The organism is Micromonospora sp. NPDC047644 (assembly GCF_040704315.1).
GTDB lineage: Bacteria > Actinomycetota > Actinomycetes > Mycobacteriales > Micromonosporaceae > Micromonospora.
On record NZ_JBEYSY010000007.1, the window covers coordinates 347,983 to 374,492 of the forward strand.

At 68.5% G+C, this 26,510-nt stretch carries 26 protein-coding genes and 1 tRNA gene; 11 read left to right on the forward strand and 16 right to left on the reverse strand.

Annotation, left to right across the window (positions count from 1 at the left end; all coding sequences use genetic code 11):
• Window positions 1-33: 33 nt before the first annotated feature.
• The 3 genes from AB0877_RS14440 to AB0877_RS14450 all read right to left on the reverse strand — a co-directional run bounded on the left by AB0877_RS14440 (window position 34) and on the right by AB0877_RS14450 (window position 2,460).
• Window positions 34-1,071, reverse strand: coding sequence for a hypothetical protein (locus tag AB0877_RS14440; protein WP_366609004.1), 1,038 nt, complete (start codon window positions 1,069-1,071; stop codon window positions 34-36).
• On the reverse strand, window positions 1,071-1,340 hold the full coding sequence (locus AB0877_RS14445; protein ID WP_124859437.1) for a hypothetical protein: 270 nt from the start codon (window positions 1,338-1,340) through the stop codon (window positions 1,071-1,073). Before AB0877_RS14445 ends, AB0877_RS14440 begins: the two co-directional genes overlap by 1 nt.
• Before the next feature lie 565 nt (window positions 1,341-1,905).
• Complete coding sequence (locus AB0877_RS14450) at window positions 1,906-2,460, reverse strand: Uma2 family endonuclease (RefSeq protein WP_366609005.1); 555 nt, start codon at window positions 2,458-2,460, stop codon at window positions 1,906-1,908.
• Between the two features lie 168 nt (window positions 2,461-2,628).
• Here AB0877_RS14450 and AB0877_RS14455 point away from each other — a divergent pair, with 168 nt between their 5' ends.
• The 6 genes from AB0877_RS14455 to AB0877_RS14480 all read left to right on the forward strand — a co-directional run bounded on the left by AB0877_RS14455 (window position 2,629) and on the right by AB0877_RS14480 (window position 7,950).
• The gene (locus AB0877_RS14455; protein ID WP_366609045.1) at window positions 2,629-3,222 is read left to right on the forward strand and encodes a TetR/AcrR family transcriptional regulator; all 594 of its coding nucleotides are present in this window, start codon (window positions 2,629-2,631) and stop codon (window positions 3,220-3,222) included.
• 10 nt (window positions 3,223-3,232) lie between these two features.
• On the forward strand, window positions 3,233-3,706 hold the full coding sequence (locus AB0877_RS14460) for a GNAT family N-acetyltransferase (RefSeq protein ID WP_366609006.1): 474 nt from the start codon (window positions 3,233-3,235) through the stop codon (window positions 3,704-3,706).
• 9 nt (window positions 3,707-3,715) lie between these two features.
• Window positions 3,716-4,195 (forward strand): hypothetical protein, encoded by a 480-nt coding sequence (locus AB0877_RS14465; protein ID WP_366609007.1) that lies wholly within the window; start codon window positions 3,716-3,718, stop codon window positions 4,193-4,195.
• Between the two features lie 74 nt (window positions 4,196-4,269).
• Window positions 4,270-5,418, forward strand: a complete 1,149-nt coding sequence (locus AB0877_RS14470) for an MFS transporter (RefSeq protein WP_366609008.1) — start codon at window positions 4,270-4,272, stop codon at window positions 5,416-5,418.
• 317 nt (window positions 5,419-5,735) lie between these two features.
• A complete protein-coding gene (locus AB0877_RS14475) occupies window positions 5,736-6,680 on the forward strand; it encodes an RNA polymerase sigma-70 factor (RefSeq protein WP_366609009.1) in 945 nt (314 codons plus the stop codon).
• Between the two features lie 82 nt (window positions 6,681-6,762).
• Complete coding sequence (locus AB0877_RS14480; protein WP_366609010.1) at window positions 6,763-7,950, forward strand: FAD-dependent oxidoreductase; 1,188 nt, start codon at window positions 6,763-6,765, stop codon at window positions 7,948-7,950.
• Between the two features lie 45 nt (window positions 7,951-7,995).
• On the opposite strand, the gene AB0877_RS14485 is transcribed toward AB0877_RS14480, so the two are convergent.
• From AB0877_RS14485 to AB0877_RS14505, 5 genes are all read right to left on the reverse strand, one after another.
• Entirely contained in the window at window positions 7,996-9,210 is a 1,215-nt protein-coding gene (locus tag AB0877_RS14485) for an Imm21 family immunity protein (protein WP_366609011.1), read from the reverse strand.
• 117 nt (window positions 9,211-9,327) lie between these two features.
• Entirely contained in the window at window positions 9,328-9,618 is a 291-nt protein-coding gene (locus AB0877_RS14490; protein WP_366609012.1) for a hypothetical protein, read from the reverse strand.
• A gap of 133 nt (window positions 9,619-9,751) precedes the next feature.
• Window positions 9,752-10,636, reverse strand: a complete 885-nt coding sequence (locus AB0877_RS14495; RefSeq protein ID WP_366609013.1) for a hypothetical protein — start codon at window positions 10,634-10,636, stop codon at window positions 9,752-9,754.
• A gap of 43 nt (window positions 10,637-10,679) precedes the next feature.
• Window positions 10,680-11,399, reverse strand: a complete 720-nt coding sequence (locus tag AB0877_RS14500; RefSeq protein ID WP_366609014.1) for a hypothetical protein — start codon at window positions 11,397-11,399, stop codon at window positions 10,680-10,682.
• Window positions 11,400-11,493: 94 nt separating this feature from the next.
• A complete protein-coding gene (locus AB0877_RS14505; protein WP_366609046.1) occupies window positions 11,494-13,776 on the reverse strand; it encodes a BTAD domain-containing putative transcriptional regulator in 2,283 nt (760 codons plus the stop codon).
• Window positions 13,777-13,923: 147 nt separating this feature from the next.
• Between AB0877_RS14505 and AB0877_RS14510 the strand changes: the two genes are divergently transcribed.
• The 3 genes from AB0877_RS14510 to AB0877_RS14520 all read left to right on the forward strand — a co-directional run bounded on the left by AB0877_RS14510 (window position 13,924) and on the right by AB0877_RS14520 (window position 15,833).
• Window positions 13,924-14,544: a dihydrofolate reductase family protein gene (locus tag AB0877_RS14510; RefSeq protein ID WP_366609015.1), complete on the forward strand. Its 621-nt coding sequence runs from the start codon at window positions 13,924-13,926 to the stop codon at window positions 14,542-14,544.
• A 16-nt stretch (window positions 14,545-14,560) separates the two neighbouring features.
• Window positions 14,561-15,013 (forward strand): hypothetical protein, encoded by a 453-nt coding sequence (locus tag AB0877_RS14515; RefSeq protein WP_366609016.1) that lies wholly within the window; start codon window positions 14,561-14,563, stop codon window positions 15,011-15,013.
• 115 nt (window positions 15,014-15,128) lie between these two features.
• Window positions 15,129-15,833 carry a TMEM175 family protein gene (locus AB0877_RS14520; protein ID WP_366609017.1) on the forward strand — a complete coding sequence of 235 codons (705 nt, stop codon included), beginning with the start codon at window positions 15,129-15,131 and terminating at the stop codon, window positions 15,831-15,833.
• 21 nt (window positions 15,834-15,854) lie between these two features.
• Here the strand turns inward: AB0877_RS14520 and AB0877_RS14525 are convergent, their stop codons facing one another.
• Window positions 15,855-16,469, reverse strand: a complete 615-nt coding sequence (locus AB0877_RS14525) for a hypothetical protein (protein ID WP_366609018.1) — start codon at window positions 16,467-16,469, stop codon at window positions 15,855-15,857.
• A gap of 84 nt (window positions 16,470-16,553) precedes the next feature.
• On the opposite strand from AB0877_RS14525, the gene AB0877_RS14530 reads away from it, so the two are divergent.
• Window positions 16,554-17,003 carry a hypothetical protein gene (locus AB0877_RS14530; RefSeq protein ID WP_366609019.1) on the forward strand — a complete coding sequence of 150 codons (450 nt, stop codon included), beginning with the start codon at window positions 16,554-16,556 and terminating at the stop codon, window positions 17,001-17,003.
• Window positions 17,004-17,041: 38 nt separating this feature from the next.
• Here AB0877_RS14530 and AB0877_RS14535 read toward each other — a convergent pair whose 3' ends face one another.
• Window positions 17,042-17,716, reverse strand: a complete 675-nt coding sequence (locus AB0877_RS14535; RefSeq protein ID WP_366609020.1) for a cytidylate kinase family protein — start codon at window positions 17,714-17,716, stop codon at window positions 17,042-17,044.
• 178 nt (window positions 17,717-17,894) lie between these two features.
• Complete coding sequence (locus AB0877_RS14540) at window positions 17,895-20,846, reverse strand: TIR domain-containing protein (protein WP_366609021.1); 2,952 nt, start codon at window positions 20,844-20,846, stop codon at window positions 17,895-17,897.
• A 143-nt stretch (window positions 20,847-20,989) separates the two neighbouring features.
• Between AB0877_RS14540 and AB0877_RS14545 the strand changes: the two genes are divergently transcribed.
• A complete protein-coding gene (locus AB0877_RS14545) occupies window positions 20,990-21,370 on the forward strand; it encodes a hypothetical protein (protein WP_366609022.1) in 381 nt (126 codons plus the stop codon).
• A gap of 27 nt (window positions 21,371-21,397) precedes the next feature.
• On the opposite strand, the gene AB0877_RS14550 is transcribed toward AB0877_RS14545, so the two are convergent.
• From AB0877_RS14550 to AB0877_RS14570, 5 genes are all read right to left on the reverse strand, one after another.
• Window positions 21,398-21,658, reverse strand: a complete 261-nt coding sequence (locus AB0877_RS14550) for a tyrosine-type recombinase/integrase (RefSeq protein WP_366609023.1) — start codon at window positions 21,656-21,658, stop codon at window positions 21,398-21,400.
• 266 nt (window positions 21,659-21,924) lie between these two features.
• Window positions 21,925-22,590, reverse strand: a complete 666-nt coding sequence (locus AB0877_RS14555; RefSeq protein ID WP_366609024.1) for a hypothetical protein — start codon at window positions 22,588-22,590, stop codon at window positions 21,925-21,927.
• Window positions 22,591-22,727: 137 nt separating this feature from the next.
• Window positions 22,728-22,804: transfer RNA gene (locus tag AB0877_RS14560), tRNA-Ile, on the reverse strand.
• Window positions 22,805-22,926: 122 nt separating this feature from the next.
• Window positions 22,927-24,165, reverse strand: coding sequence for an FAD-dependent oxidoreductase (locus AB0877_RS14565; protein ID WP_366609025.1), 1,239 nt, complete (start codon window positions 24,163-24,165; stop codon window positions 22,927-22,929).
• Window positions 24,155-26,272, reverse strand: coding sequence for an MMPL family transporter (locus AB0877_RS14570; RefSeq protein WP_366609026.1), 2,118 nt, complete (start codon window positions 26,270-26,272; stop codon window positions 24,155-24,157). The genes AB0877_RS14565 and AB0877_RS14570 overlap by 11 nt, the downstream gene beginning before the upstream one ends.
• Window positions 26,273-26,510: the final 238 nt, after the last annotated feature.

Below are 26,510 nucleotides of genomic sequence, written 5' to 3' on the forward strand. Positions count from 1 at the left end.
TCGGCGGGATGCCGACCGGGCCGCCGGCGTCACTCACACGTACGGCCGCTTGGCGTACGCCTCGCGGAGCGCGGTCAACCCGACCGCCTTCGGCACCAGGGTGCCCCAGCCGGAGTTGAAGTAGTTGGTGCGCACGATCCGTGGTCCTCGCTCGGCGTTGAGCTGGGCGATCGCCGGCGGGACGGTGGCGATCCAGGCGGCCTGGTTCGGAATCTCGGCGACCCTGACGCCCCACTCCGCGATGATCACCGGTCGGGACAGCGCCACCGGGCCGAGATCCGCGACCGCCCAGTCCTTGGTGCGCCGAAACCGGGCCAGCGCGGTGTGGCTGGCGCTGGTGCCGTACACGTTCCACTGGAGGTAGTCGAGGCGGGACATCAGCGCCTCCGGGTGGGTGCGCTGGAAGCATTCCCGGTCGAAGCCGCCCAACCCCACCGAGAAGGTCGTCCCGGTGGGCAGGGTCCGGGCCTTGAACCACGTCAGGATGTAGTTCATCGCCTGCACCGCGCGAGCGTCCGACTCGGCCCAGGTGTACGCCTTCCCGTCCTCGGTGGTGCCGAACTCGTGATCGGTGTCCAGTTCCGAGGCGAGTTGGATGTTCACCCCGAAACCGAGCGACCGGTACTGCGACAGGGCGCGGGCGAACAGCCCGTCGCACTGCCCCTTGATCACCTGGTTGTACCCGTACGCCCTCGGCCAGGTGGTGCCGGGTCGCTGCTGGATGGTCATCGACGGGGCCGGCACCGTGTAGCTGACGCCGTCCACAGTGAAGCTCTGCGGGCCGTAGTTCGGGGCGCCGTAACTCTTCAGCTCCAGGACCATGTTCATCTGCACACCGGCCTTACCCAGGTTGACCAACCAGGGCCGGTTGTAGCCGGGGAAGATGTAGCCGTCGGCGAAGCTGCGGTACTGGGTGAGCGACCGGAAGTTGCCGCCGGTCATGTCGGCGGTCGGGTCGGCGCCCCCGGAGAGGTAGTAGCCGCCGAGCACGGGTTGACTCAGGCTGTAGTCGGCGGCTGCCGTCGCGGTGTTGCCGGCGGCGTCGCGGACCTGGACGGTGACCCGGGGCATCACGCCACCGACCGATACACGGCCACGGAGCCGTTGTCGGAGACCCGGGTCCAGGTACGTCCGGAGTTGTCGGTGACGGTCACTGTGAGCGGGTCGATGACCGCCGTGACCTTGACCGGCGCGCTGCTGTTGCCCTGCGCGTCGGTGACCACGATGGTGACGGTCAGCGGTTTGGTGTCGGCGTCTGAGTAGGTGACGGTCAACAGCATCTGGTCACCCGGCGCGAAGACGGATGCGTTCAGGGCTGCGGTTGCTGTGGGAGCGGCCATGTCGGGCCCTTTCTTGCTCGGTCGCCGGGCCTCGGCGCGCGGTCGAGCGACGCCGGACCCCGACGGGGTCCACAGTGCGAAAGGCCGGCGGGGCACGGGGACGGTGGGCACGACCGGCGGACGGCGTTGCCTGACTGCCGATGGTGCTGACGTCCTTGTCCCGGTGGGCGGAGGCACCGCTGCGGGCGCCCGCAGGGGTGTCGGTGACAGCGACGGCCTGTCGTACGCGTGATCGGCACGGCAGCTGTGCCGTGACCGCCACGGCTTCGAGGCCGGGCTGGGTGAGGGCGGCACCGGTGCGGACGATGTTGTCCCCGCCGGGCCGGAGGATCGGGATGTGGCCCGCCACCCGTCTACCTCCACCTGCCCCAAGGGTGCTCTACCAGGGGCTTTACCGTCTTGTCCGAATTGCGACAAGAGCCCGGAAGAGCTGGGGGCGACGGTTACTCGACCGCTACCGGGCGGCTCCACCGACCCACGTACGCCTCATACGCGTCATCGTTCGCCCACACCGGCCGCACCGTCCCGGAACGACAAGACAGGCCCGGCTTGTCGGTGCCGGCTTTCAGCCGAGATGGTCGGCGGGGGCGGTCTGGAGCAGCCAGGCCAGTGGCATCCGTGCCCGCGTCTCGTAGCTGCCGTCCCTGCTCAGCCGGTGGAGGGTTACCGTCTGCGCACCGTCCCGATCGACGACCCAGTACTGCGGGATCCCTGCCGACGCGTATTCGCGGACCTTGGTCACGGAGTCCATCGCCTCCGAGCCCGGCGAGACGATCTCCACGACGAGTACGACGTCGGCGACAGTGGCCCAGACGCTGCGGGACGGCGGCTTACGCCAGACGCTCACGTCGGGGATGCGACCACCGTCACCGTCCGGCCCGGAGATGCGCACACCGACCGCCTGAAGCACCTGCTCGGCGGGCCACCCGGCCACGATCAGCCAGGCAAAGAGGCGGCTGGCGATCATGGCGTGTTCCGAATCGGACGGCGGCATGACCGACAGGACCCCCTCGGGGCTGGTCTCGTAGCGGTGACCGTTCAGATCGGCGGCGTTCATCGCCGCCACGTCCTCGAGCGTCACAACGGCGGGCATGTGCATGCCGACAGCCTCAGCGCTCATGGGTCTCATCCTAGGTGACCAGCGGTGCCGAGCACCGCACCCGAAGGCGCAGCGTCCGCCGCGGTGGCGACCGGCCCACCCGATCTGGCATTCTAGGCAAGTGGAACCAGGTTCCGCTAACCACGACACGGGACACTGTTTGATGGAGGTAACGGCGCGTTGGTCGACATCGACGGCGAACCAGACAGGCCGACCCCGCGGAAGCGGGCCGACGCCCGGCGCAACGAGGCGACACTGCTGGCCGCCGCCGCCTCGGCCTTCGTCACCTCGGGCGTGGACGTGCCCGTACGCGACATCGCCACCCGGGCCGGCGTCGGTGTGGGCACCATCTACCGCCACTTCCCGACCCGCGCCGACCTCATCGTCGCCGTCTACCGGCACCAGGTCGAGGCCTGCGCGGAGGCCGGCCCGACGCTGCTGGCGGAGAGCGACACACCGCACGCCGCCCTCGCCCGGTGGATCAATCTCTTCGTCGACTTCCTGGTCACCAAGCACGGCCTCGCCGAGGCGCTACAGTCCGACAACGCGGCCTTCGAGGCGCTGCACGCCTATTTCCTGGACCGACTCCTGCCGGTGTGCGCCCACCTGCTCGACGCGGCTGCCGCGGCTGGCGAGATCCGGCCCGGCGTGACGGCCTTCGAGCTGCTGCGCGGTGTCGGCAATCTCTGCATCGGCGCCGGCGAACCCCGCTATGACGCCCGTCGCATGGTCGAACTCCTCGTCGCGGGGCTGCGCCAACACCAGGTCACCGAGCCGCGATAGCTTGCTGATCATGGCGAACTGGGAGCTTCGGCCTGCCTCGGCGGCGGACGTCGAGGCGGTGGCCGAGTTGCGGGCGGTGACACTGCGGGCCGATCTGGAACGGCTCGGGCGGTACGACGAACAGCGGGTGCGGCAGCGCGTGCGGGAGGGTTTCGCACCGGCGTACACCTGGGTCGTCGAGGTGGACGGCGCGTTCGCCGGCTGCGTGGCGCTGCGGCCCGCCGCGGACGCCCACTGGCTGGAGCACTTCTACCTGGCTCCGCGGCTACAGGGCAGTGGCATCGGCACGGCAGTGCTGCGCGAGTTGCTGCGCCGGTGCGACAGCGCCGGCACGCCCGTCCGACTGAACGTGCTGCGGGGCAGCCCGGCCCGCAGCCTGTACGAGCGGCACGGTTTCACCCTCGACACCGAGGATCCGGTGGACGTGTTCATGGTTCGCGCACCCAAGAGGATCACCTCCGAGATTCCGACAGTGTCAATGTAACGTTGACGGATGACGTCGGAGCTGGCCCGGCTGGCGGAGGTCCGCGCCACCCGCGCCCGCCTGGACGAGCAGGAGCTGGAGCTCATCGACCGGGCACGCCACGACGGTGCGACCTGGGCTCAGATCGCGACGGCACTCGGCCTCGGCAGCCGGCAGGCGGCCGAGCAGCGTCGACAACGGCTGGTGGCGGCGCGGTGGTCGCGGCGGCGGCAGCTCGACCTCCAGCTGCCTCAGCAGATCGCGGCGCTGCGGGCGGCGGTGGCGGACCTGGCCCGGTGGATCGGGGCCGACCAGCGGTGGGACAGCCGATTCCGTCGAGCGGCGCTCGTTCGCAGCACCGTGGACGCCGCCCTGGACGCGGCCCCGGGTTCGCTGCACGCGTTGGCCCTGCACCTCACCACCGATCTCGCCGAAGCGGGTGAGCGGCTGCCCGCGCCCGCGCGGACGGCCGCGACGAAGATCGACGCCGCCCTGTCAACGGTTCGTTGACGGAGGTCAGCAGCATTGCCTGCGTTCCGCTCAGGCTTGAGGATTGAGTCACCTCGACTCACCTCGGAGTGCTCATGCGTCGCAACGCGGGCCTGTTCGTGGCGATCTCCCTGCTGTCCGGCTTCGGCAGCAGCGCCATGTCCCTGGTCGCCGGCATCTGGATCCTGGACCTCACCGGCTCCGCCAGCCTCGCCGCCCTCGCCGGGCTCTGCGTCTACGCCCCGGTGCTCACCGGCCCGTGGTTGGGCGGTCTGCTCGACCGGGCGGCCCGAAGGCCACTGGTCATCGCCGTCAACCTCATGCTGGCGGCCGCCCTGCTCACGCTTCTCGCGGTACGCGGGCCGGGGCAGACCTGGCTCATCTTCGCCGTCGGGTGCGCCTATGGCGTCAGCTACGTGCTGATCGACGCTGGCGAGACGGCGTTGCTGCCGTCGGCACTCGCGCCGGCGGAACTCGGCGACGTCAACGGGTGGCGCTCCAGCGCGCAGGAGGGCATGAAGCTCGTCGCTCCCCTGGCCGGGGCCGGTCTCTACGCGTGGCGGGGCGGCCATGCGGTCGCCGTCCTCAGTGCCGCCATGCCGGTCCTGGTCGCCACCCTCTACGCCCTCCTTCGCCTGAAGCGTGCACCCGCCGACCGGCCCACCGAGCGCGGCGACGGCCCACGTACCGCACTGGTGGTCCTCTCTCGACAGCGAGCGACACGGCTGGCGGTCGCGCTCGCCGCGGTGTCGATCGCCATGTCCGGCTTCACGACCGCCGGGATCTACGCGATCGTGGTGACCGAGCTACGCCTGCCGACGACATTCCTGGGTGTGCTGGCCAGCGCGCAGGGCGCCGGTTCCGTTCTCGGTGGCCTGATCGTCGGCCGGCTCATCGGGGCGAGAGGTTGCGTGGCCGTGGGTGTCGCCGGATCGGCGCTGTTCGCGGTCGGCTGCCTGACACGCTGCCTGCCGTGGTGGCCGGCTTCTGTCGTCGGGGCGGTGGTGGCCGGCGTCGGGCTGCCCTGGACCCTGGTCGCGGCGGTGACCGCCGTGCAGACCCACACGCCGTCAGCGCTGCTGGGACGGGTCTCCGCGACGGCCAACACCGCGATGTTCGGGCCTCTCGTCGTGGCGATTCCGCTCGGCTCCGCAGCCGTTCACCTCGGTGCTCGCCCGCCGCTCATGGCAGCCGCGGCAATCTGCCTGACCGCCGTCGTGGTCGCCACGTTCCGCCGCGGGTGAGCTGCGCGGCCACGTCGTGCACGGCCCGCAGGTGCGCGGCGAGGCGCGGCGGTGCGTCCAGGACCTCCAACAGGGCGACGACCTGGTCGGGCAGGGGCCGTAGCGGCGGGTCCGCGGGTGCGGTGAGGGCGCGGCGCAACGGATCGGACGTCACAGCGGCAAGGGTACGACCACACGACGACGTGCGACCCGTTGATCAAGTGATGAAAAGTAGGTCAGGAACAGCGCTCACAGCTACTTTTCATCACTTGATCATGTCGCGAACGGTGGGACGGGCACCGGGACGGCGGCGCGACCCGCCCGGATACTGTCTAGTCATGCCGCTCAGCCCGGACGAGGTCGAGGTGTTCGAGCACTCCAGGCCCCGCCTGGAGGCGATCGCCTACCGCCTGCTGGGTTCGGCCAGCGACGCGGAGGACGCCGTCCAGGACACGTTTCTCCGCTGGCAGGGCGCGGACCGGGAACACGTCGAGACGCCCGAGGCGTGGCTGACGAAGGTCCTCACCAACGTCTGCCTCAACCAGCTGACCTCGGCGCGGGCCAGGCGGGAGACCTATGTGGGCACGTGGCTGCCCGAGCCGGTCCTCGGTGGGGACCGGATGCTCGGCCCGCTCGACACCGCCGAGCAGCGCGAGTCGGTCTCGATGGCGGTGCTGACCCTGCTGGAGCGGTTGTCACCCAACGAGCGCGCGGTGTACGTGCTACGGGAGGCCTTCGGCTACCCGCACGGTGAGATCGCCGAGATCCTCGGCATCACCGAGTCGAACTGCCAGCAGACCTACCGGCGCGCCAAGCAGCACGTCACCGCCGAACGGGCCCGCGCGGAGGTCGACCTGGCCACCGCCCGCAAGGTCGTCGCGGAGTTCCTCGCGGCGGCCAACAATGGCGAGATCCAGCGGCTGGTGGAGTTGCTGACCGACGACGCGACGAGCACCGCCGACGGTGGCGGCAAGATCCCGGCCCGGTCCGCGCCGATCGTCGGCGCACTGGCGGTGGCGAAGTTCCTGCGTGGTCTGTTCAAACCGGCCGACGTCAAACGGGACCTGGTGGGTGGCAGCCCAACGGTGCACGTCGCCACCGCCAACGGCGCTCCGGCGGTGGTGGTCGTGATCGACGACCGGGTCATCGGCGTGATGTCGCTGGAGGTGACGCCCGAGGGCGTCGCGGCCATCCACAACCAGGTCAACCCCGACAAGCTCGTCCGCGCCGCCCGGCAGTGGTCCGCCTCGGAGCACGAGGAACCCATCCTCCGCGTCTGGTGATCCAGCTCATAGCCGGCTCCTGTCAGGAATCGCGTCGCTGTCCGGTTCAGGAAGCGACCATCACCGAGACAGGAGTGCCACCATGAAGCACCGCATCGTCGTCCTCGGAGCGGGTTACGCCGGAGCCATGGCCGCCGGGCGTCTCGCCAAGCGGCTGCACCCGGACGACACCGAGATCACCCTCGTCAACGCCGACGCGGACTTCGTCGAGCGGGTCCGCCTGCACCAACTCGCCACCGGACAGGACCTCGCACCACGCCCACTGAGCGAGGTCTACGCCGGCACCGGTGTCACGCCTCGGCAGGCGCGGGTCACCGCCGTCGACGCCGACCGCAGGACCGTCGCGCTCGTCGACGACAACGGCACCGACGAGATCGCGTACGACACGCTCGTCTACGCCCTCGGCAGCGGCAGCGCCGATCACGGCGTGCCCGGGGTCGGCGAGCACGCGTACGACATCGCCGGCAGGCCCTCGGCGCTGCGGTTGCGCGACCGCCTCGCCCACCTCGCTGCCGGCGGGACCGTGCTCGTCGTCGGCGGCGGCCTCACCGGCCTCGAAGCGGTCACCGAGATCGCGGAGACCCGGCCGGACCTCGACGTCGCGCTCGCCACCCGCGGCGGCCTCGGCGACTGGCTCAACGGCAAGGCGCAGCAGCACCTGCGCGGCGTCTGTGACCGGCTCGGCATCACCGTGCACGAGCACGCCGACATCGCCCGGGTCGAGGCGGCCGGTGCGGTCACCCGCGACGGTCGGGAGATCCCGGCCCAGGTGACGGTGTGGACGACCGGCTTCGCCGTGCACCCCATCGCCGCCGCCACGACCCTGGCGGTCGCGGAGACCGGCCAGATCATCGTCGACGCCACCATGCGGTCGGTCTCACACCCCGAGGTGTACGCGGTGGGTGACGCCGCGATCGCCGAAGGACCGGGCGGCAAGCCGCTGCGGATGTCCTGCGCCTCGGGCGTCCCGATGGCCTGGCAGGCCGCCGACGCCATCGCCGCGCGGCTGACCGGCCGGGCCAAGTTCCCCAAGGCCCCGCTGCGCTACTTCAACCAGTGCATCAGCCTCGGTCGCCGCGACGGCATCATCCAGTACGTGACCGCCGACGACCGGGCCAGGCCGGCCCAGCTCACCGGGAAGCTGGCGGCCCGGTACAAGGAGTTCGTCTGCGCGGGCGCCGCCTGGAGCATCGGGCACCCGATCCTGTACCCGGTCCGCCGCCACCGCATCGTCCCGACCCGGACGGAGATCCGCGCAGCCACCTCCTGACCGACGACTGAGGTACGAGGAGCTGCCGTCGACCGGTCGGCGCGTTCAGGCTGGCTGCGTCTGCTCGACCAGGTGAACCAGCACCAGTGCCGTGCTCCTGTCCGGCTGTACGACAGCGGTGCGGATCAGGTACGTGCCACGGGCCAGGTCCACCGCGAGGTGGGTGGTGTGCTTCAGCCCGTCGCCGGTGTAGCCGGAGTCGAACAACTCGGCCGGCCCGCTGGTGGTCCACGTACCCGCGTCCTGCCAGTCGGCGATCTCCAACGCCCGGGGAACGAGGCGGACGACCTCCGCCTCGGAGTCGGCGTAGAGCCACCGCACGAAGATCCGCCGATCGGGAAGGTACGTGGTGGAGGCCGGTTCGTCGGCCAGAACGAGTGCCTGGTCGGCACCGACCTCCAGCACCCCGACGTAACCGTCGATCCGGCAGGCCCGGTCGTAGTCATCCCAGGAGCCGTCGCCGTCCGACGCGCCCTTCCACTCGCCCAGCGCGGTCGTCGGCACGACGATCAGCGGACCGCCGCCCGAGTCGACCCACGGCAGCAGGCTGACCGGAGTGCGCGTACGAGCGAGAACCCGGGCCAGGTCGGTCATGTCGGTCACGATCGCGTCGGCACCGGCAGCGGTGAGGCGTTCGGCCTTGCCGGGTTTGTTGGCGTACCCGATGCAGGCGACACCGGCTGCTCGGGCGGCCTCGACGTCGGTGACCGAGTCACCGATCAGCACAGCGGCACCGGGTGCGACCTTCAGCGCCCGCAGGGCCCGCACAACGGGCGTCGGGTCGGGCTTCAGCGAATCGGGATGCTCGCCCCGCCCGACGACGGCGGCGAAGTAGCGGGCCCGGTCGCGGCGCCCGAGGTAGGCACCGATGGCGGCGGCGGAATTGTTGCTGACGATGGCGAGGCTTCGCCCAGTCGCCAGGCAGGACCTGACCAGGTCGAAGGCTCCGATCGTGGTCTCCGCGGACGCCGCCGCCTCGACCTCCGCCGATGCCAACGCCGCACCGACGACGCCGACCAGCTCGGGCGCGAACGCGGCTGTCGCGCGGAACAGCGCCAGCGGGTCGTCTCCGTCGCGTAGCTCGTCGGGCAGGACGACGCCCCGGCTGAGAATCAGCTGACGCAGGTCGGCGGCGACGCGCGGCGCGGCCCTGCTCCCGAACAGGCGGCAGATCGGTCCGTCGAAGTCCACGAGTACGGCCTCGGCCCGCTCGGCGATGTCGGCGAGCCGGTCGGCTGGCCGTTCTGCCTCGATCGTCACACGCGCTCCCGCAGGCCGTCCTCGCCGTCAAGGCTGTCGATCCTAGAGGCCGACGCGGGCCGAGTCGTCCGGGGACGAATCGGCCCGCCTGCACCCCGGGCGTCGTGATCGACGGGCTCAGTCCTCCGCCTGGTGACCCACGGGTGGCCCACCGGGCCCGGCCTGGCGCTCGGCCTGCCAGATGGCGTGACCTTTGAGCAGGTACCCGACCCAGTAGACCGCGAAGAGGATCAGGAAGCACGCGAAGAACACTCCCGAGACGATGCTCGCGAGAACGAGCGCCCCCTCGCCGTCGCTCAGCCCGTGGATCGCGAAGCCGACGAGGCCCAGGAGGAAGAAGAAGACCATGTAGAGCGGCAGTGTCGAATTGTCTGCCGGGTGGGACAGGCGAGGCTCGTTGCTGATCACACGCCGAGTATCGGGGAAGGGTTCGCTCAGAGCCATCCCACCCATTCCGAGAAGCGGTGTACCTCAGCGGCATCCGTGTTCCCACTGAGGTACACCGCATCCGCCCCATCGAAGACGACAGCGGCCCGCCCGGTCAGAACCCGCCCCACGGACGGGCCGAGCACTTCCAGGTCTTCCCGTTGTCCTGCGAGACGCAGAACACGAGGAACTTGCCGAGGATCGGGAGGGTGACGGTGAAGAGGTGGCCCTTGGTCTTCGCGTAGACGACGCCGGACTTCTCGGCGATATCGGTCAGCGCCCACTCCGGGTCCGGTCGCTCCACTGTCGCCACCCGACGCAGCGACGGGATGTCCCTGCCGTCGAGAAGCGTCCTGATCTCGTCCGCCGAGGGCTCACCGTCGCCGATGAGCGTCTGCACGCTGGACGGGCCGTCGACGGCGACACCATTCGCCTTCTCGAAGGCCGCCTTCGTCTCGCGGATCGTGGTGCCGCCGGCGAGGTCGAGGGTGAGGATCAGCTCGCCGGTCCGGCGCGACAGCAGACACTCCCAGACCGACTTGCCGGACGCGACGCACATAGTCAGGCACCACTCCCGGCCGCCCGAGGTGGACGAGGCGAAGAGCAGGGATGTCGCCGTCCCGCCGTCGCCAGTGCCGTCGTACGTGCCGTCGGCGAGATCGGCCATCGTCGTGCCGAGCACCTCCCGGCTGCCCGGGATCGTGCCGACGACCTTGACACCGTCGACCTCCTTGCCGGCGGCGAGCGCCGCGAGTTGGTCGCCGGTGAGGTTGCGCCCGCCGGTGTCGACGGCCAACACCTTGTCCAGGTCGCCGACGGGCCGGCCGGTCAGGTCCTCGAGGTGTCGAAGCATCGTCCCCGGGGCACCGGGGTGGTCGGTGATCGTCGTGCGGGCCTCCCCCTCGGCGGCCTGCGACGGAGCGTACGAAGCCGTGAGCCCGACGATCAGGGCGGTCGTGACGATGGTGGCGCGCCTGGTGATGTCCCGCAGAGTTGTCATGCTGTCCTCGTTTCCGTGATCGGTGTCGGCGGGGTGGGACGGGCTACCAGCGACACGTCACGATGTCGCCCGTGGTGTTGGGGGACCCCCAGTCGCAGTGGTCGTCGATCCACTCGCCGATCTCGCCGATCGTGTCCACGATCCAGGCGAACACCGACTTGATCGCGCCCCAGAGGCTGAAGTAGACGACAGTCGTCTCGGGTGTCCCGCCGGCCTCGTCGATGACGTCCTTCGTCGACATGGTGGCGTCGGGCTTCTCGATGATGTCCAGCACCCGTACCCCGGTGTCGTCCTTGCCGGCCAGTAGCGCCTCGACCTGCTCCGGGGTCCGCTCCTTGCCGTCGTCGACGGCCACGATGGCGCGGTCGACGAACACCTCCCGGCTCCCGCTGACGGCTTGGGCGATGCCGGCGATCTCGCCCACGGTGAGGTCGTTGCCGAGCGCGGGGCCGGTGAACCGCCGGACCGACGCGGCACCGGACGGCTCGATCTGGATCTCGGCGGCTGTGATCATGTCGTCCGCGCCGAAGGGTGCCCAGGCGAACGTCCACTTCCCGCCGACGCAGCGGAACGGGCCGTACTCCCGGCCCTCGGGGGCGGTCTCGGTGCGGAGGATCTTGCCGCGCTCGTCGACGTGCTGGACCACGCAGTCGGCGCCCTTGCGCGGCGGCTTGTCGGTCTGGGCGACGGCGGCGGAGGACATGGCCAGCACCGTCGCGCTGACCACCCCGATCACCGCCAGGCGGTGTGCCAAGCGACTCATCGAACACTCCATTCCTGATGCGGAGGAGACTGGTGTCCGAAGAGTGCCGGGCCACGCTGAAGCGGCCCGGAAACGGCGCGGAAAGCGGCGTACGTCAGCGCAGCCGAGTGGCGTCGAGCTGTTCGAGGTCGGCGCGGATCGAGTCGGCATCGGCATCGCCGAGTTCGTCGAGAATGGTCAGGGCTCGCCGCCACGCGGCGCGGGTGGCGGGGACGTCGCCGAGCGCCAGGTGACTGCCGCCGAGATTGACGTACGTGCCCGCCTCGGCGTACCGGTCGTTGACCTGCGTGAAGAGTTCGAGGGCGTGCTCGTAGCAGGCGATGGCCCGCCGGTCGTCGCCGAGCTGGTGGTGGGCGTGGCCGAGGCTGTCCCAGGTGTCGGCCTGTCCCTGGACGTCGTCCACCTCCCGCAGCATCCGCAGCGCCTGACCGCACGATTCGAGGGCACTGTGGTAGTTGCCGAGCAGCGCTTCCTGCCAACCGACCGCGTTGAGGGTGTATCCCTGCCCGGCCCGGTTTCCGGCCTCCCGAAACAGGGCCAGCGCCCGCCGGGAATGGTGCAGCGCCTGCTCGTGCCGCCCCTGCCGCTCGGCCAGTTGACCAAGGTTCAGGCAGGTGTGCGCCCGTCCGGCGTCGTCGCCGACGTCGGTGAACAGGTCGAGTGCGCGCCGCAGGTGGTCGTCGGCCTCGTCGTACCGTCGGAGCCGGGAGCAGGCGAGACCGAGGCTGCGCAGAGGACCGGTCGCCGGCCCGTCGACGCCGGCCAGGCTCGCCACGGCCGGGGCGGAGACGTCCGGGCCCGGATGCAGGCTCAGCAGCCGGAAGAGCCGGGCTGCGGCCGGGCTGAGCGTCCGGCACGACCAGGAGAAGACCGCCCGTACGTCGGTGGCCTCGTCACCCGCGCGGAAGGCGTCCAGGTCGCCCAGCTCGCCGGCGACGGCGGCCAACGAGAAGTGCCGGTTGGTGGCGGCTCTGGCGGCCACGATGGCCAGGGCGATGGGCAGCCGCGCACACCGGTCGGCGATGGTGTCGGCCGCGGTGGGTTCGGCGGCGACCTGCCGCTCCCCGAGCCGGCGGACCAGCATGTCGCGGGCTTCGCCGGGGCTCAGCAGATCGAGGGGCACCGGTTGGGCGCTCTCGGTGACGACCAGCGGGATGAGCTGGTCGCGGCTGGTGACGATGGCGAGGCAGGCCGGTGAGCCGGGCAGCAGCGGCCGTACCTGCTCCGCGTCGCGCGCGTTGTCCAGCACCACCAGCAGTTGCTTGCCCGCCACCGTCGTGCGGTACAAGCTCGCCATCGAGTCCAGGTCGCGGGGCATCCGGGCCACCGGAACGCCAAGCGCCTCCAGGAAGCCGTGCAGCGCCCGCGCCGGGTCGGTCGGTGTCGCCGCCGGGTCGAATCCGCGCAGGTTGACGTAGAGCTGCCCGTCGGGGAAGCGTTCGGCCGCGCGGTGCGCCCAGTGCACGGCGAGGGCGGTCTTGCCGACGCCGGCCGTCCCGGACACCACGACGGCGCCGCCCCGGTCGATCAGCGCGTCGAGGGCGGCGAGCTCCGCGGCGCGTCCGGTGAACGTGGGTACGGGGGGAGGCAGTTGCGCCGCGACCCTCGTTGGCGCCGCCGCGGCCGGTGCGGCGATGGCGGTGTCCTGGCGCAGGATGGCGCACTCCAGGTCGCGTAGCCGCGGACCCGGGTCGAGGCCGAGGTTCTCCCGCAGGTTGTCGCGCAACCGCCGGTACGTGGCGACCGCCTCGCCCTGTCGGCCGTCGCGGTACAGGGCGAGCATCAACTGCGCGTGCAGGTGCTCGTCGAAGGGGTGTTGTCGGACGAGCCGTTCCAACCCGGGGACGAGGCCGGCGTGCTCACCGACGGACAGTCGGGCCTCGGCGAGCGCCCGTTCGGCCTCCAACCGTAGGCGTGCCAGGTGTTCGGCCTGCTCCTCAAGCCAGGCCGACCCGGCCACGTCGGCCAGCGGTGGGCCCCGCCACAGTGCCACCGCGGCCGTCAGGTGCTTCACCTTCTCGTTCGGGTCCGTCGAGCGCCGGGCCAGCTCGATGAGGCGCTCGGCGGCCTGCACGTCCGTGGAGTCCGGCCCGGTGTCGAGCAGATAGCCGGGCTGGCGCGCCACGATCGACCCGGGCTCACCGAGCACCCCGCGGAGGTAGGAGACGTGGCGTTGCAACGTGTTCGCCGCGGTGGCCGGTAGCTGGTCGCCCCAGACCACGTCGATGAGCCGGTCGACGCTGACGACACGGCCCGCGTGCAGCGCCAACGTGGCCAGTACCGCCTTGCGCCGTACACCGTTCACCGCCTGCGCGGCGCCGGCGACGACCACCTCCACCGGCCCGAGCAGCCTGACCCGCACCCCCGTACCAACCATCGAGATCACCGAATCAGGCTAAATCTCCGCCCGGGATGCTCGATCCGATCGTCGCGCACTGGACACGATCCAGGGGGCACCAGAGCCGGACTCCGGGAGCTAGCCTCTAGCGCACTACGGCAGGGAGGTGCGCCGGTGGAGAGCGCTGTGACCACACGTAACGGCAAGGTGATCGTCGACCAGACCATCTCCGTCGACGGGTACTCGGCCGGGCTCAACCAGACCGAGGAACGCCCGTTCGGCGACGACGGCGGTGACGGCTGGGGCCGTGGGCTGCACGCCTGGATGTTCGACGCCGCCGAGGAGAACCAGGCCGAGCTCGACCAGAACACGAACGCCTCGGCGGTCATCATGGGGCGCAACATGTTCGGGCCCGTGCGCGGCCGATGGGATCGGCAGTGGAACGGCTGGTGGGGTGACAACCCACCGTTCCACAAGCCGGTGTTCGTGCTCACCCATCACGCCCGCGAGCCGCAGCCGATGGAAGGCGGCACCACCTTCCACTTCGTCACCGACGGGATCGAGTCGGCGCTCGCGCGGGCCCGTGCGGCGGCCGGTGGCGGCGACGTCCTGATCCACGGCGGTGCGACCACCATCAACCAGTACCTCGCCGCCGGCCTGGTCGACGAGCTTCGGCTGCACATGGTGCCGCTCACCCTCGGCACCGGTGTGCGGCTGTTCGACGGCGTCCCGTCGCTGAAACTGGAGCAGGTGACGGCGCGGGCGGCGAGCACGGTCCTGCACGTCACCTACCGCGTGCTCTCCTGAACCGACGGAGGTTGCGATGTCCGCCATCGCGTCACTGACAGTGGTCCCCCGGGACAGCATCACCGAGCTGGCCCGCCTGGCCCGCACATCGCCGTCGTCGTTCCGCGCGTACCTGGCCGAACACGGGAGCAGCGCGCGACACGAGTACGACTGGTCCGGCTACTGCATGTTGTACGTCCTTACCTACCTCGAGGAGCGCGACATCGACCTGGATCCGCCGGAGTTCAACGCCGAGTCGGAGGCGATCAACAGTGCGTACGGCCTGACCACGCTCATCGCTCCCGCACCAGGGTTACTGGATCAGCTCGACCCCGCAGCGCACCGCGCCGAGGATCTGGCGTCCCACTTCGCCGAGATGGGGATGGACTTCGAGGAGAGCGGCCCGGCCGGGCTGGACGGGCTGAGGCTGTTGCGCGACTGCGTCTCCGACCTCGGCGACCACCAGGTGTTGCTGCTGCACATCGGCTGAGGCCAACTCGTTTCCGGCGGAAGACCCTGCCTGACCCGCAGGCCGGTTTGGTTTCCGCGACGGCGGGAACCCGCGGCACCGGAAGGCTCTTGGGTGACCACCGTGGGGGAGGCTCATGCGCTGGTTTCGCGCGGCTCGTGGCGTCTCCACCGAGGGCACAACCAGATCCAGCAACCCGATCGGTGCGGAACGAGATCCGAAGCGGGCAGTCACCTTCAGTGACGCGGTCATCGCCATCGCCGTCACCCTGCTCGTCCTGGAGATCCAGCCGCCGGAGGACACCGAGCACCTGCTCCGCGGCCTCACCGAACTGTGGCCTTCCTACCTGGCGTACGCCATCACCTTCCTGCTGATCGGGCAGATGTGGGTGAACCACCACGTCATGTTCGACCACATCCGCTCCGCCGACCGCATGCTGCTTCTGCTCAACACCCTGCTGCTGATGGTGATCGCGTTTCTGCCGTTCGCCTCGTCCCTCCTGGCCCACGCGTTCGAGTCCGGCCACGGCCAGCGCACCGCACTCATCTTCTACGGGGCCACCTACGTGGTGGCCGCCATCCTCTTCAACGTGATCTGGGAGTACGCCAGGCACGGTCGCCGCCTGCTGACCCCCACCACCGACGGCGACACCGCACGGGCGATCAGCAGACGCTTCCGCCCCGCGCCGTTCTGGATCATCGTCGGGACCGCGCTGGGCGCGCTTCACCCGGTCGTCGGCCTCGTGGTGGTCATCGCGTTCATTCCCTTCTACTGGCTGCCGATCAAAGGCGAGGTCGGCAGCATTCGGCGGACCCGCGAGCAGGGTCAGGGCGACCAGTAGCCGGGGGGGCACCTCCGGATGTCAGCTCGCCGTACCTGGCCAGACCGTCACACGAATCTTCCACCCGCCGCTCATGGGCTCGACGAACTCGACGGCTGCGACATGCAGGTCGCCCTGCGTGCGAACGCAGTATCGGCTCCCCTTGACATATCGGGAGTTGCTCGTCGCGAAGCTGTTGAGCAGCGAAAGGCAGTGCTGCCGTTGCGGTGCGCCGGGCTGGCCCCACTTCGCCAGACCAGACCAGGCCGGGTAGCTCGTCATCACGTTGCCGGTGTCGTAGATGTCGACGCTGGGATCCGGGCCCGTGGCGACCTTCGGTGGGTCCGCGTCAAGGTCGACACCGTTGTTGGTGAACAGCAACTCGTACGGACCCGCGCCCGCGCCGTCCAGCGAACCGGCACGCGGTGGCGTCACGGCCGGGCCAGCCGTCGCCGCCGAACTGGGCGCGGTGGAAGGCGGGGCGGTCGCCCCGGTGGACGTCTGCTGACCGTCGTCCGCGCCGAAGCCGCCGATCTGGTGCACGAAGGCCGCCGCACCCACGATCGCGGTGATCAGGGCTGCGACGGCGGTGAGCATCCCGGCCATTGTCTGCCAGAACGGCTCCCGTCGACCGGAGCCCTGCTGCGGATCGGTCACGCTCTTTCCTTCCGCCACCTGGCACTCGCGCTGATCATCGCACGGGCCTGCCACCCGTCGATGCCTGCGGCCAACGTCTTCGACGTGACGGACATCGACAGCCGTAGGATGTCCACCGTGGGATATTCGGTGTGGCCGTCAGGCCGTCTGCACCTACCGGCTTCGGACGACGCCGCCGCGGTCGCCGCCGCCAAAGCCGCCATGGCCAAACAATCTGGGTGGTACGACCCCGACGACTCCCCGTCGGATGACACGCTTGTCGACATAGCGTGCGAGGCCAGAGCCTCGATCACCCGCGACGGCGACTGGATCGAATTCGAGCATGACGACGAGGGCGACCCCAAGTGGTCGTACCAGGCCATCGCCTTCTACGTCGCGATCGCGCCGTTCGTCCGCTCCGGAACGGTCCACATCGAAGGCGAGGACGGCGCCCGCTGGTCGTACACCTACGCGAACGGGCAGGTCACCCAACAGGGTTGGAACGGTTGGGATGGATCCGTCGAGCCGTTTGGCCAGTACGTCGACCGTGGGTGATGCGGCCGCCCACTGTGCGCTCGACGGGATGAGTGCGGTCAGTGCGTCCGCGTCTTCCAGACCGGCCGCTGAGGCTCGTCGTTGTGCACGACGATGTCAGCGTGCTGGGTCGGCCGGGCCGTAGCGAGGTAGAGCTGCTGGGAGGGGATGTAACGCTCCCGCCAGCGCCGTTCGATGTCGGCCCGGGTCGACGCCCGGCGCTCCCGGACCACGGCACGGTCCACTGTCTTGTCGAATGCCGTCGACACGAAGACGCGCAGCTCCCACCGGTCTACCAGTTCCGGGCGCAGCAGGAAGACGCCGTCGAAGACGAGCACGGCGTCGGCCGGGGCAGTCACGACCGGCGGAGACAGCACGGCATCCGTTGCGCGGTCGTAGACCGCGGGTTGGAAGCGCCGATCCCCGCCCGGCCCCAGCGGGTCGAGGAGAACCCGCCTCAGTGCCTGATAGTCGTGGGTGTCGTGGTAGCAACCCTCGGCCGAAAACTCGCCGCGTGGATAGCGCTGCGCCCGAGGGAAGAGGAAGTCGTCGATCGTGGCGCGGATGACCTCGCGGCCCTGCGCGCGCAGGACGACGGCCAGCTCATCGGCGAGGGTGGTCTTACCGGCGGCCGGCGGCCCGTCGACGGCGACGCGCGTCGGGTGGGCGACCGTGACGGCACCAACCGCCTCAGCCAAGCGTTCGAGCAGCTCGTCACGGGTGCCTGGAACCATGTCCTGCCCCTCCTCACGTCACCGCTCGCCGGTCGGGCCCGTTTGCACCCCCATCGAAGTCGGTCACATCACGTAGGGTCTTCCGATGGTCGCACGGATCCTGGCGTACCTCCGCCCGCCGCTTGTCGTCTGCGGACACCTGGTTGCCCTGGTGTTGCTCGTCCTGGACGCGCGGGTACTACGAACGCCGGGCATCAAGGACTTGCTTGATCAACGGTTGAATTGCGTGGTCTTCAAATCCTTGCGTTCGAATGTCCAGGACCACGAAATTTCTGGCGAATCCAGGGAGCTCCTCTACATCTGGCGCTCCCGGGAGCAGCACAGGAATAAGACGTAGTGGCAACTTCCCCTCGCGCCGCTTGACGGCTCGTTGAAGCACCACATAATACTCTTGTTCCTGCCAGGGGCCCATTGAGTTAGGGCCAAATATAACCAACGCGACAGGGACTTCATCCAACATTCGCTCGATTGCAGCGGTGGGCTGATCCCCGGGGCTGAGATTCTGAATATCCTGCCAGGCTAAGATCCCGTTATCCCGCAGCAGGGACCGGAATCGATTGACCATGGGCCGATCAACGGTGTTATAGCAGATGAACGCATCGAACTGGGAAGCACTCTCGCGTGCCGGCATAATAATGAGCCGCTGCTGACGTTCCTGCTCACCGAGCGCCTGCTGTGACATTGCAACGGTCTCTTTGTCGGCCAACTGGGACTCAAGAACGAGGTCGTCCATAGCTTGGTGAACACCACAAATCGGACACAAGACGGTTCGTTCGCCATTCTGACGCCTCTTATGAACTGCGCTTTCGGGAACCTGTTCGTCACAACACACATAGAGCCGGTTTCGAACTATGGAGCCCTCTATAGCCATTTGTTGAAGCTGATAATCGATATACCGCATAAAGTTTAACTTGCGCTCACGAGATGCCCCGCCACCAAAGAAGACGACGAAAGCACCTTCCGAATCGTCATCGAGATTCGTATGATGTGCGGCGAATCCGTAGACAGCATCACCGCTCGAAGCCCTAAAAAGGGCCGCATTTCGATATAGAGAATAATCGTGTCCATAGGTGAATGAATTGACAAGCCGAACAGTTATCGCAGCATAGATTGCAGAAACGGGACCTGAAAACGCAAAGGATATCTCACGATTATAGCGGCCCGGGTAGTCCGGAAGGTCTGCCCGCAGTTCTGATGGGAAGACGAGTATCTGCCCTTTTTCCGTGTCCACTCTAATAGCAAGTCCGCGGCCAACCACTTCCTGGATAGCCGTAAGCAGCATCAGCCTTTCATCAGCAGTTTTCGCTAGCGCATCATGCCTATAGTCCCCTGACAATGCCCGGCTCTCAGAAATTGCGCCTAGCCCGTCAGGTTCCAGCCGGGCTGCCTGAGACAACCACGCTGCGTAGTTATCCAGCAGCTCCGGCTGCAGTAGCCAGACGCTCCCAATCGATGCTCTCGAAACCAGCCCTGCGGCCTCTAGCCTCTGTAGGCACGTATGGAATATCTGCCTATCGACCGTACCTCGGCTAGTCGCTTCGAAGGCCGAACGTAGCTCCGATTCAGAGGTGAGAAGAATTCCCAACTCCTTCTGACGAATCAAGAATTCCCGTATTTCAACGAACACGTTCGGTGCCACAATGACAGGCAACTTTGACCAAGAAACGAGCCGCTCGACCGCGCTCTGCAGTTCCGCGATGCCGTCGGCTGTCTTGGCACTCGTCTCAAAATACCCGCTAAAACCACCCTTTTCGAGGAAGTCCTTTATCCTCTGTTCACTGACCTTTACTCCCCCTCGGTCGTTCCTTGCCGAGACAAGGAGCTTTACGGCACCGCCCTGGGACGACGTAGCCTCATCGAGGGCTCTGGCCCAGTACATCACCCCTCGGAACGGATCACTTTCGTTTCTAGAGTCAAAAACCACCAAAGCTATCGTGACGTCCCGCAGGGAAAGGCGATGGAATAAGCGGTATCCGGGCTGTCCAGCAAGGTCCCAAAGAAGAACCTCTCGGATTTCCTTCCGACCACCACTTAGCCGGACCTCCTTCCTCCCAGAAGACCATACTTGTCGCCCATGCGTCGATTCTGTCGGTTCGAACATCCTCCCTGACAGGGGAAAAGCCAACCCAGATTTTCCCACCCCGCTATCGCCCACGAGGACTACTTTCGCGTTTCGATACTGCGAGCTAGACGTATACGTCGCGTCGGCTATGAGCCGCTCAGCTGTCCAGATCAGAGCGCGCTGCCGATTTGACGAGATCGCAGCAAATCTCGTCATATCAGGAGAGAAGCCAGCCAAATTAGAACCGTAGTTTGCATCAATTTCGGCCTTGATCGTACTGACAAGCCTCATCTCGTTCTGGGAGAAGACATGGAAGTTGCCGTCTTCATCTGGCGAAACCAAGTATTGCTGCCCCCGATAAATGCAGGCCGATACTGATTCGAACCCGAACCCCTTAGGAGATTCGAAGACATTCTGCGATTCTAGTTTCGCATCCCAAATTTGCAGGGTGCCATCTGTGCCGCTAGTAACGATGCCATCGCCGAGCCGGTCGATTCCAGTTAGCGAGCCACCCTTATGGCCGACAGTGGAATGAGCAACCTTCTCTAGATATGAATCGGTGGTGTCCCACGCCGCGATACCGCCCTCGCGGTATGAGGTTATCAGCGTCTCCCTATCCGACCAGGCAATGACGACGTGGTCAGGCGACTCGATTATTGCCGAACTGACGACAGACAGAGACTCTCCGTCTAATATCTCCACCCCGCCGTCAGAAAGCGAGACGGCAATTCGGTTCCCGTCAGGACACCACTCTGCAGAAACGATCGAATCGGAAAAATCCGTCTCATTTATCAAAGAGTATGTTGAACCAGACCAAACCCACAGGTGATAATGGTCGTACGTGAAGAGTCTTCGCGACTTTGCAGAGAATCGGACGGAGCGGCCAGAGAGCTCCACAACGCGGCGGCCTGAAGGACGCACCATCACTAGCGAACCGTCTAAGTTCATTGCAGCGAGGGTTTTCGGGCCAAAACCCCAGGTCAGAGAAGTGATGCGGCCGCTGACCAACCGCTGCGAGATCACGCTCGCCTTCCTGCCGCCGGCCCTCGCCAACGGGGAGCTTTCCATTTAGACCGCCCGTCTGTCCTACGTCACCGGCTAGCAGCACACTCTAGTTGGTGATGTGGGCGGGGGGGGGTACACGAGCCACGCTTACTTCGCGTCAAGTACGGCCAAGCGGTTCCGTTGGGGCGGCATGCCATCATCACGGCATGCCTTCCGAGCAGCACCTTCAGATGATCCAGTCGGTTATCACAAGGATGGCCAACCAGTCAAGCACCATCAAGGGATGGATGATTACCGTCGTCGCTGCCCTGCTAAGCATCGGAGCGGCATCGAAACGCTCTGCGATTATCGCCCTTGCACTTTACGTCGTGGCGGCCATGGGCCTGCTTGATTCGTATTATCTGGCCATCGAGCGCAAGTACAGAGCACTCTATAGAAGCGTGGCCGCTGGCCTCGCCGAGCAATGGACGATGGACATCGAGAAGCCAGGGCTAAAAGATGTATCTTCAGCCCTCAAGAGCCCTTCAACAAGCATACTTTACAGCGCAACCTTTATCCTAATATTTGGTGCTCTCTATCTGATCTAGATGAAGCGTAGGCGGGGAACTTCAGCGCTAACGAAGGCGCGGCCGAGAGGGCATGCGGGCGCTAAGAGCGGAAGCTGCTCGCTGGTCGGATTCTGATAACCACGCAGCGTAGACCCGCAAGGTCGTCGCTCCGCCCCCACCGTGCCCAAGCCGACCAGCGACGGTCCGGACGTCGACGCCGGCAGCGATCAATTCGGTTGCCGAATAATGTTGCAAAGCATGCAGGTTCGTGGCGAGACCAAGCCGCGCGGCCATCCGACTGAAACGCCGGGTGGCCGTGTCTGGCATGAGCGGCGCCACACCAACGGGGTCCGTGAGAACACGTAGCCGTCGGAGGGCAGCGACGATCCCAGCACCGAGGCGCGTTCCTCGCGGCGCTCCAACTGGTCGCGCAACACGTCTACGGTCTCCGCGTCTAGGGCCACGCGCCGCTGCTGATGCGTCTTGGTGTCCTTTTCCCGCAGCTTTCCTGCGCGTCGCCCAAGTACAGGGCGCTCCGCAGAGTCAGCACGGCCCTGTCCAGGTCCACCTCGGACCGCCGCAGCGCGCACAGCTCACCCGCGCGCTCCCGTCGTCATGGCCACGCACACGAACGCCCCCCAGTCGGGGTCCTTCCACGCCTCAGTGACCAGCCGGGCCGCTTCCGCTGCCGATGGTGGGTGAGGGTTGGGCTGAGGCATTCCAGGCTTCTCCGCTTGATCTGCCGGGTTGACGGCGATCCAGCGCCACCGGACAGCCCGGTTCAGCGCGCCGGACAGGATCCAGTGAATCTGCCGGATCGAGGCCGGGGCGAGCGGCTTGCACTCATGCGGCCGGCACTTGTCGGTGCAGTCATGCGGCCCTGCCTTCCGGTGCTCGATCGCCTTACGGCCGCCTCCACAGTGGCCACGGCACTTCCGCAGCAATGCATAGAAGAACTCCAGCGTCTCGGCATCCAGCGGGCCCACCGGCAGCTTGCCAAGCAGCGGCCGTACGTGCTTGTTCAGCGTCTTGACGTACCCCTGCCGGGTTGATGCCTCCACGTCGAGCACTTCGAGCCACCGGTCAAGCAACTGGTCGACGCTGGCTCGGGTACGCGGGTTGCGCCGGTCGTCCACCTGAGCCAGGAACCGCGTACGCGCCTTCTCGGCTTCCTTGAGGGCGGTCGGGCCGGGCGGGATGGTCTCGGTCAGGTGGTGCCGCTTCTTCGTGATGGGGTCGATGCCCGCGTAGACCTTCACCCTAATTGAGCCGCTGGCAGTTCCATGATCTCGCCTCGTTGGCGCTTCGCGCCCGTTCGCCGTCGCCGTCGGGCCGACCGTGGCGCGCGAGCACCACGAGTAGCGCCACGCGACGATCGGCGATCTAGTGTTTTACCTGGTGGGGCGGGCGGGGCTCGAACCCGCGACCGAGGGATTATGAGTCCCCTGCTCTAACCGGCTGAGCTACCGCCCCGAAACACCGCGCCGGATCTTATCCCGCTCGGCGATCAGCAGCCAGCATCGAGCCGGCCGGTGCCCACGCCTGCGCCAGCACGATGGGCAACAGGAATATAACAGCGTGCTCGGGTACGACCGTCAGCCGGCGCGCAGCTCGTCCAGTGCGGCGCCGGCGGCGCGCCAGCCGCTGGTGAGAGCGCCTTGGATCGATGGGCTGTCCCGGTGGTCACCGGCCACGAAGAGGCTCTCCCCCAGCGCCACCGGCTTGCGCAGCCGTCCCTGCGGCGGTGGCGCGGCGGGTAGCGCCTGGGGAATGGCCACGGTGGTGAGGTGGGTCCAGTCGGCGGTGTTACGGCCGTACAGCCGGGTCAACTCGGCCCGGATGGTCGGCTCGGGTGGGGCCGTCGGGCCGACCACCGAGGTGGCGATGAGGTGCCGCCCGGTGGGCGCGTACGTCGGGGCGGCGTTGCTGAGCACCACGGTGTTGGCGACGAGTTCGCGTCGGTCGCCGTCGACGAGCAGGATCGGCTCGGTGAGCGGCGGCTCGGGGGCGCTGTGGTAGTAGGTGGTGTAGCTGTGCATGCGTACCGTCGCCAGGGCTGGCAGCAGCGCGGCCGCGGCGGGCGGGTCGACGGCGACCACGACGGCCCGGCAGTGGATGTCGCCGGCCTGGGTGCGGACCCGGCCCGGAGTGACCTCGGCGACCGGGGTGTTCAGGTCGAGCAGGTCGGCGGGGAGCGGCGCGGCGATGGCCCGGGGCAGCGCGGCCATTCCTTCGGCCGGCAGGCCGATCCGGCCGCGGGCGAAGGAGCGCAGCACCATCGCCAGCACGTGACTGGAGGTGGAGAGTTCCCGGTCGATGAACACACCGGACAGGAACGGTCGCAGCAGCTCCTCGATGATGGCGTCGGAGAGGCTGGCGCGGCGCAGCGCGGTCTCGGTGCTGGTTTCCGGCGCGTCGAGCAGCCGGGACGCGGGGAGGGTGGCGCAGCCGGTGGCGAGGGCGGCGAAGCGCAGCCGGTCGAGCAGGGAACCGACGCCGGCGAGCGCGGTGCCGGGCCCGCCGGTCGGCTCGCGCAACGGGTTGACCAGCCGCAGCAGCTTGTCGCCCTTGCGGACCAGCACACCGGAGGTGAAGTAGCCGAGGTTGAGCTGGTCGGTGTCGAGCAGTGTGCCGAGCCGGGGGTAGGCGGTGTTGAGCACCTGGAAGCCCCGGTCGATGAGGTGACCGTCGGCCACGTCGGTGGCGACCCGGCCGCCGAGCCGACCCTCGGCCTCCACCAGTCGCCAGGGCACGCCGGCGCGGTGCAGCCGGCGGGCGGCGGCGAGGCCGGCCAGGCCGCCGCCGACGATGACCACATCGGTTTCAGCCAGCACCGCGCGCCTCCCGCTCGCCGTTCGCCCGGGACAACCGGCCTGGCCACCAGATCTTCGGCCCGATGTCGTACGCGAGTGCGGGCACCAGCAGCGACCGGACGATGATGGTGTCGATCAGTACCCCGATCGCGACCGCCGTACCCAATTCGACGAGCACCACGAGTGGCAGGACGGCGAGGGCGGAGAACGTCGCGGCGAGCACGATGCCGGCGGAGGTGATCACCCCGCCGGTGACGGCGAGGCCGGCGAGCACTCCGGCGCGGGTGCCGCGCTTGACCGATTCTTCGCGGACGCGGCTCATCAGGAAGATGTTGTAGTCGATGCCGAGCGCGACCAGGAAGACGAACGCGAACAGCGGGAACGACGAGTCCACGCCGGGGAAGTCGAAGACGTGGCGGAACAGCAGCGCGCAGAGGCCGAGGGTCGCCGCGAAGCTGAGCAGCACCGTGGCGATCAGCAGCAGCGGGGCGAGCAGCGCGCGCAGCAGCAGGGCCAGGATGACCGCGATGACCACCAGCACCACCGGGATGATGACGTTCTGGTCGCGCTTCGCGGCGTCCGAGGTGTCCACGTTGATCGCGGTGAAGCCGCCGACCACCGCGTCCGCGCCGGGCACCTGGTGTACGGCCACCCGCAGCTCGCGGATGGTCCGCTCGGCGCCGTCGCTGTCCGGCGGGTCGGCCAGGGTCGCCTCCAGTTGGACCCGCCCGTCGACGACCTTCGGGGCCGCGTTCGCCTCAGGCGGGCCGGTCTGCGGGCCGGCGGTGAGAGGGCGGACGTCGGCGACCCCGGGCACGTCCTTCGCCACCTGGGCGACCTGCCGGGCGGTCTGCTCGGTGGTGAAGATGGTGGCCGGGCTGCCGGTGCCGGCCGGGTAGTGCCGGGAGATCACCTCCTGACCGTCCACCGAGTCGGTGCGCTGGGTGAACAGGTCGGACTGGCCGAGGGTGGTGGCGCCGAGCTGGGTGAGGCCGAGGGTCAGCAGGGCCAGCACGACGGCGGTGCTCAGCCAGATCGGGCGGGCGTGCCGGGCGACGAAGCCGGCGACGCGGCTCCAGATGCCGTGTTCGGCCCGCGGGTCGGCCTGGTCGGCTCGGGGCCGTCGGGGCCAGAACGCCCACCGTCCGCCGAGCACCAGCAGCGCGGGGAGGAAGGTGAGCATCACCAGCAGGGTGGCGGCGATGCCGATGGCGGCGACCGGTCCGAGCGCCCGGTTGGAGTTGAGGCTGGACAGCAACAGGCAGAGCAGGCTGACGATGACGGTGCCGCCGGACGCGATGATGGCTGGCGCGGCACCCTTCCAGGCGGCCTTCATGGCGTCCCAGGGGCGCTCGTGCTGGTGCAGCTCCTCCCGGTAGCGGGCGATCAGCAGCAGCGCGTAGTCGGTGCCGGCACCGAACACCAGCACGGTGAGGATGCCCTGGGCCTGCCCGTTGAGCTTGACCACGTCCGCGTCGGCCAGCAGGTAGACGAAGACCGAGGCGAGGGCGTACGACATCCCGGCGGCCAGCAGCGGGAAGATCCACAGGACCGGGCTGCGGTAGACGACCAGCAGGATGACCAGCACCACGACCAGGGTGACCAGCAGCAGTGGTCCGTCGATGGCGGAGAAGACCTCGATCAGGTCGGCGAGCAGACCGGCCGGGCCGGAGACGTCCACGGTGAGTCCGTCCCGGTCGCCGCCGGTGATGTCGCGGAGCTGCTCGACGACGGTGCCGATCTCCTCGCCCTCGGCGTCGTCCACCGGTACGACGACCTGGAGCGCCTGGCCGTCGTCGCTCGGGATGGGCGGGGGCAGTGGGGTGACCACTCCGGGGATCTGGGCGAACCGGGCGGCGTCGGCGCTCACCCGTTGCCGGTCCGCATCGGTGATCCCAGTGGGCCGCTCGTAGACGACCAGAGCCGGGATGGTCTGCCGGTCGACGAACTCGCCGGCGAGGTCCTGGGCGCGGGTCGCCTCGGCGTCGGTGGGCAGGAAGGCGGCGTTGTCGTTGGTGGCGACCTCGCTGAGGCGTCCCGAGTACGGGCCGGACACACCCCCGATCACCAACCAGGCCAGCACGACCGCCACCGCGATCAGCGTGGCCCTGCCGCCTCGTCCGGACATCCGCCCCTCACACCCCAAGGTTCGACGCGTCGATCGACGCAGCGGAAGGTCGACATCGACCATCCTGCCGGGAAGGAGACCCCCAAGCGGCCGAAACCTCTCATTCCGCCTCGCGTCCCTGCGCCCCTGCGCCCCTGCGCCCCGCGCCCCGCGCCCCGCGCCCCGCGCCCCGCGCCCCGCGCCCCGCGCCCCGCGCCCCGCGCCCCGCGCCCCGCGCCCCGCGCCCCGCGCCCCGCGC

Bases quoted from the DNA above. Each gene is read 5' to 3' on its own strand.
- AB0877_RS14475 (WP_366609009.1), top strand. From the start codon at position 5,736: ATGCCGCTCAGCCCGGACGAGGTCGAGGTGTTCGAGCACTCCAGGCCC.
- AB0877_RS14460 (WP_366609006.1), top strand. From the start codon at position 3,233: ATGGCGAACTGGGAGCTTCGGCCTGCCTCGGCGGCGGACGTCGAGGCG.
- AB0877_RS14440 (WP_366609004.1), bottom strand. From the start codon at position 1,071: ATGCCCCGGGTCACCGTCCAGGTCCGCGACGCCGCCGGCAACACCGCG.
- AB0877_RS14465 (WP_366609007.1), top strand. From the start codon at position 3,716: ATGACGTCGGAGCTGGCCCGGCTGGCGGAGGTCCGCGCCACCCGCGCC.
- AB0877_RS14515 (WP_366609016.1), top strand. From the start codon at position 14,561: ATGTCCGCCATCGCGTCACTGACAGTGGTCCCCCGGGACAGCATCACC.
- AB0877_RS14570 (WP_366609026.1), bottom strand. From the start codon at position 26,272: ATGTCCGGACGAGGCGGCAGGGCCACGCTGATCGCGGTGGCGGTCGTG.
- AB0877_RS14535 (WP_366609020.1), bottom strand. From the start codon at position 17,716: ATGGTTCCAGGCACCCGTGACGAGCTGCTCGAACGCTTGGCTGAGGCG.
- AB0877_RS14500 (WP_366609014.1), bottom strand. From the start codon at position 11,399: ATGAGTCGCTTGGCACACCGCCTGGCGGTGATCGGGGTGGTCAGCGCG.
- AB0877_RS14470 (WP_366609008.1), top strand. From the start codon at position 4,270: ATGCGTCGCAACGCGGGCCTGTTCGTGGCGATCTCCCTGCTGTCCGGC.
- AB0877_RS14540 (WP_366609021.1), bottom strand. From the start codon at position 20,846: ATGGAAAGCTCCCCGTTGGCGAGGGCCGGCGGCAGGAAGGCGAGCGTG.
- AB0877_RS14445 (WP_124859437.1), bottom strand. From the start codon at position 1,340: ATGGCCGCTCCCACAGCAACCGCAGCCCTGAACGCATCCGTCTTCGCG.
- AB0877_RS14480 (WP_366609010.1), top strand. From the start codon at position 6,763: ATGAAGCACCGCATCGTCGTCCTCGGAGCGGGTTACGCCGGAGCCATG.
- AB0877_RS14495 (WP_366609013.1), bottom strand. From the start codon at position 10,636: ATGACAACTCTGCGGGACATCACCAGGCGCGCCACCATCGTCACGACC.
- AB0877_RS14505 (WP_366609046.1), bottom strand. From the start codon at position 13,776: ATGGTTGGTACGGGGGTGCGGGTCAGGCTGCTCGGGCCGGTGGAGGTG.
- AB0877_RS14550 (WP_366609023.1), bottom strand. From the start codon at position 21,658: ATGCCAGACACGGCCACCCGGCGTTTCAGTCGGATGGCCGCGCGGCTT.
- AB0877_RS14450 (WP_366609005.1), bottom strand. From the start codon at position 2,460: ATGAGCGCTGAGGCTGTCGGCATGCACATGCCCGCCGTTGTGACGCTC.
- AB0877_RS14545 (WP_366609022.1), top strand. From the start codon at position 20,990: ATGCCTTCCGAGCAGCACCTTCAGATGATCCAGTCGGTTATCACAAGG.
- AB0877_RS14520 (WP_366609017.1), top strand. From the start codon at position 15,129: ATGCGCTGGTTTCGCGCGGCTCGTGGCGTCTCCACCGAGGGCACAACC.